Origin of the sequence: Treponema sp. (assembly GCF_024696245.1) — a bacterium.
Lineage (GTDB): Bacteria > Spirochaetota > Spirochaetia > Treponematales > Treponemataceae > Treponema_D.
Window position 1 is genome coordinate 1 of the sequence record NZ_JAILGZ010000029.1, and the last position, 4,040, is coordinate 4,040.

At 39.6% G+C, this 4,040-nt stretch carries 2 protein-coding genes and 1 pseudogene; 2 read left to right on the forward strand and 1 reads right to left on the reverse strand.

The features are described 5' to 3' along the window. Both K6D58_RS02235 and K6D58_RS02240 read left to right on the forward strand, forming a co-directional pair. Positions 1-1,507, forward strand: a 1,507-nt coding sequence (locus tag K6D58_RS02235) for a peptide ABC transporter substrate-binding protein (protein ID WP_296827117.1), incomplete at its 5' end; no start/stop codon positions are given. A 21-nt stretch (positions 1,508-1,528) separates the two neighbouring features. Next, the gene (locus tag K6D58_RS02240) at positions 1,529-3,682 is read left to right on the forward strand and encodes a methyl-accepting chemotaxis protein (RefSeq protein WP_296827120.1); all 2,154 of its coding nucleotides are present in this window, start codon (positions 1,529-1,531) and stop codon (positions 3,680-3,682) included. Positions 3,683-3,764: 82 nt separating this feature from the next. Here the strand turns inward: K6D58_RS02240 and K6D58_RS02245 are convergent. Beyond that, positions 3,765-4,040, reverse strand: a pseudogene (locus K6D58_RS02245) (MATE family efflux transporter); the annotation flags it as partial.

Sequence of the window (4,040 nt, forward strand, 5' to 3'; positions counted from 1 at the left end):
TATCGATACCCTGGATCAACAGACTGCAGTTTTTGCAACATCTTTTGAATTAATCGGAAATATGATTGACGGCCTTATGCAGATGGCTGATGACGGCTCAGTTAAAAAAGCCGTTTGTAAAGAAGAAAGTGTCTCGGCTGATGGACTTAAATACACTTTTAAACTCAGGGACGATGTTTACTGGTCTAATGGTGAACAGGTTACAGCCCATGACTTTGTTTACGGCTGGCAGAGAGCCATAGACCCTGCAACCAATTCTGAATATGCCTTTATGATAAGTGACATAGCTCAGATTAAAAATGCTACTGCAATTCAGGCAGGACAGATGGAACCAAACCAGCTCGGAGTAAGGGCAGTTGATGATTTTACTTTTGAAGTTGAACTTCAAGTTCCTGTTTCTTACTTTGACCAGCTTCTTTACTTCTGTACTTTCTATCCTGCAAATGAAAAATTCGTTAAGGCCTGCGGAGACAAATATGCCACAAGCCCAGAAACCTGTCTTGCAAACGGCGCTTTTATAATTACTGAGTATTCACCTTCCGGCAAAACAATCTCCTTTAAAAAGAACACAGCTTACTATGATGCAAAGAATGTAAAACTTGCCGGCCTTCATTATGAAATCGTATCCAGTGGTGAAGAAGCTTTAAGAAGATATCAAAGCGGACAGCTGGACTTTGTTGAACTCTCCGGAGATTCAATTAACAAAATGAAAAACTCTCCTGACTTTAGGCCGGTTGATTCAGGCTTCCTTTACTATCTGACCTTTAACTTTGATGATTCTCATTTTGCAAATAAAAACCTTCGCCGTGCCTTTAGCTTTGCCATTAATCGTGAAGAAGTTGTAAATGCCATGGCTGATGGTTCTGCTGCAGCCTATGCTGCCATTCCAAAAGGATTTGCTTTCTCTTCAACAGGTTCAGACTTTACCCCTCAGGGTGTAGAATTTCCTGATGACTGTACCTATAACAAAGAAAAGGCAAAGAGCCATTTTGCTGCAGCCAAAAGGCAGCTTGGCTTTAAAAAGCTTACTCTGGAACTTTTAACTGCTGACGGAGAAACTCAGGTTATTGCCTGCCGTACAATTAAGAGCCAGATTGAAGCCCTCTTCCCGGAAGTAACAATCAACATTAAAGCCGTGCCAAAAACTGAACGCCGTAAAATAATGTCTTCAGGAAACTTCCAGTTTGGTCTTAACAACTGGGGACCTGACTATGCAGACCCTATGACTTACCTTGCCATGTGGGTAACAGGAAACGACAATAACCAGGGTAATTATTTTAATCCACAATACAACGCCATTATTGCCAGCTGTACTGATGGTGATCTTTGTACAAGAATACAGGAACGCTGGTCTGCAATGAAGGACGCAGAAAGAATGATTATGGAAGATGCTGTAATTTCTCCTATATATCAGAAGTGTAATGCCAACCTTATTAAAAGCAATGTAAGGAATATTGCCTTCCATGCTGTTGCCATAAACCGTATTTATAAAAACACAACAAAATAATACAAAGGGAGGTAGACAACTATGGAAGAAACAATTGAAACAAATACAAGTGTAGAAAAGGCAGAAGTAAATAAAGAAAATAATAATCCGGGTCAGAAAAAATATGCCCGCCTTGCTTTTCAGTTTTCCATAAAGATTCTGGCAATTCTTATTATTTCTTTTGTAATACAGAATATCCTTATCGTTCAAAGCGTACAAAAATATTCTCAGAATGATTATTCTTCTTTTAGTGAAAAAATAATTGAAGAAGACGCAGGAAAAATTCAGCACTGGAACGAAGTTCTTGTAAACGACCTGCGCATTTATTCTGACAATGATGTAACTAAAGAAGGCAATGAAGAAAAGATAATTAACTGGCTTCTTAACCACGAAAATATCAGGAACAAATATTTTAATTACATTATGTTCTGTACTCCTGATGGTGTCGGTCATTCCAGCGACGGAAAAACCCTGACTGTAATTTCTAAACCTTTCTTCCGTTCCATAATGAACGATAAGAAAAACATCTATGTTTCAAACATTGACTTTCAGACAGATGGTTCAGTCTGCTACTACATTGCCCGCCCTGCTTATGATCTTTATGGTCAGCTTATTGGTGTTTTTGCAGGAGCAGTAAAACTTGATGAAATTGACAAGATGATTTCCAACCTGACAATGGGAGAAAACGGAAAGGCCATTCTTGTTGGTTCCAACGGTGTACTTATCTCCCACATCAGGGGAATGGACAAATACATGGACCTTTCTTACAGTGACAAGGCTGGCTTTAAGGGACTTAATAAAATTGCAGAAAAAGCATGCAGCGGTCTTAGCGGAGAAGGTTACTACACAGATGCTGCAGGAGTTTATACTTTTGCTTCTTATACACCTGTACCTGGAACACCATGGTCTGCAATCCTTACAATCCCTCAGAGCCAGATTGATGCTGCCGGAAAATCTATTGGTACTGTAATTATCATTATCAGTATTCTTGTTGGACTTCTGGTATCTGTTTTCTGTTCACTCCTTCTTGTTGTTGCAGTTAAACCTTTAAGAGTAGTACAGAATTCAATTCAGCATATTGCTTCCGGAGATGCAGACCTTACCCAGCAGATTGTTGTTAAGAGTAAAAATGAAATCGGTGCTCTTGGTGACGGCTTTAACTCATTTATGAACAAGCTTAGAACAATCATCGGCGGTGTTAAGGATTCAAAGGAAATGCTGGGAGATGTTAACGTTGGACTTCAGAAACGTATTGAAGAAAACGGAAACTCTATCGGTGCAATTATTGAAGACCTTAACAATATCGGATCTCAGGTTCAGAATCAGGCTGACTGTGTTACTGAAACTGCCAGTGCTGTTGAAGAAATTTCCCAGAATATTGAATCCCTTGAACGCATGATTGAAACTCAGTCTTCAGGTGTAACTCAGGCCAGTGCTGCCGTAGAAGAAATGATTGGCAACATCCGCAGTGTTAATGTTTCTGTAGGACATATGGCAAAATCATTTGAAAGTCTTACCAATAATGCTGAAGACGGAATTAAAAGGCAGAATGACGTTAACGTCAGGATTAAACATATTGAAGAACAGTCAAAGACACTTCAGACTGCTAACAAAACAATTAATGACATTGCAAAACAGACAAACATGCTTGCCATGAATGCCGCAATTGAAGCAGCCCATGCCGGAAAAGCAGGACAAGGCTTTAGCGTAGTCGCTGACGAAATCAGAAAACTCTCTGAAACTTCCAGTGCCCAGTCAAAAACTATCCGTGATGAGCTTAACAAAATTGAAAGTTCCATCAATGATGTTGTTACCGCATCTCAGGCTTCCAGTGATTCCTTTGCAGCAGTTAACGATTCAATCAATCAGACTAAGCAGCTTGTGCTTCAGATTAAAGCTGCCATGGAAGAACAGCAGGAAGGTTCAAAACAGATTGGTGATGCCCTTAAACTTATGAATGACAACACCAGCGAAGTTCGTGCAGCCTCCCATGAAATGTCAGAAGGAAATAAATCTATCCTTAGTGAAGTTGATCAGCTTAGAAACACCACAGGCGTTATCCGCCAGAGTATGGACAAGATTTCTACCAGCGCCGGCAACATTCAGGATACAAGTAATTCCCTTTCAGAAATTGCAGACAGCGTAGAAGCTGCTGTAGGACAGATTGGAGATCAGATAGACCTCTTTACTGTATAAAAAAAATGGTGATGTTTAAGTAAAGCCTGAAGATAATTCACAGCTTCTTAAACATCACCTTTTTTATTTTAAAGAAATTATTCTAATCAAGAACCTTATACCACTTACCGGACTTAAGCCTGATTAAACCTGCACATGCCTTAAAGACCTGCTCCATTGAAAGGGCAAGATAAATTATATGACCAGGCATCTTAAATACAAATGCCACAAGACAGGCCAGTGGAATTGCAAGAAGGTACATCCAGCAGATATCATTAACAGCCGCATAAACCGTATCACCACCGGAACGACACAAACCTACAATAAAGAACATGTTAAATGAATTAATCGGATAGAAGAATACCAGAACATAAAGCAT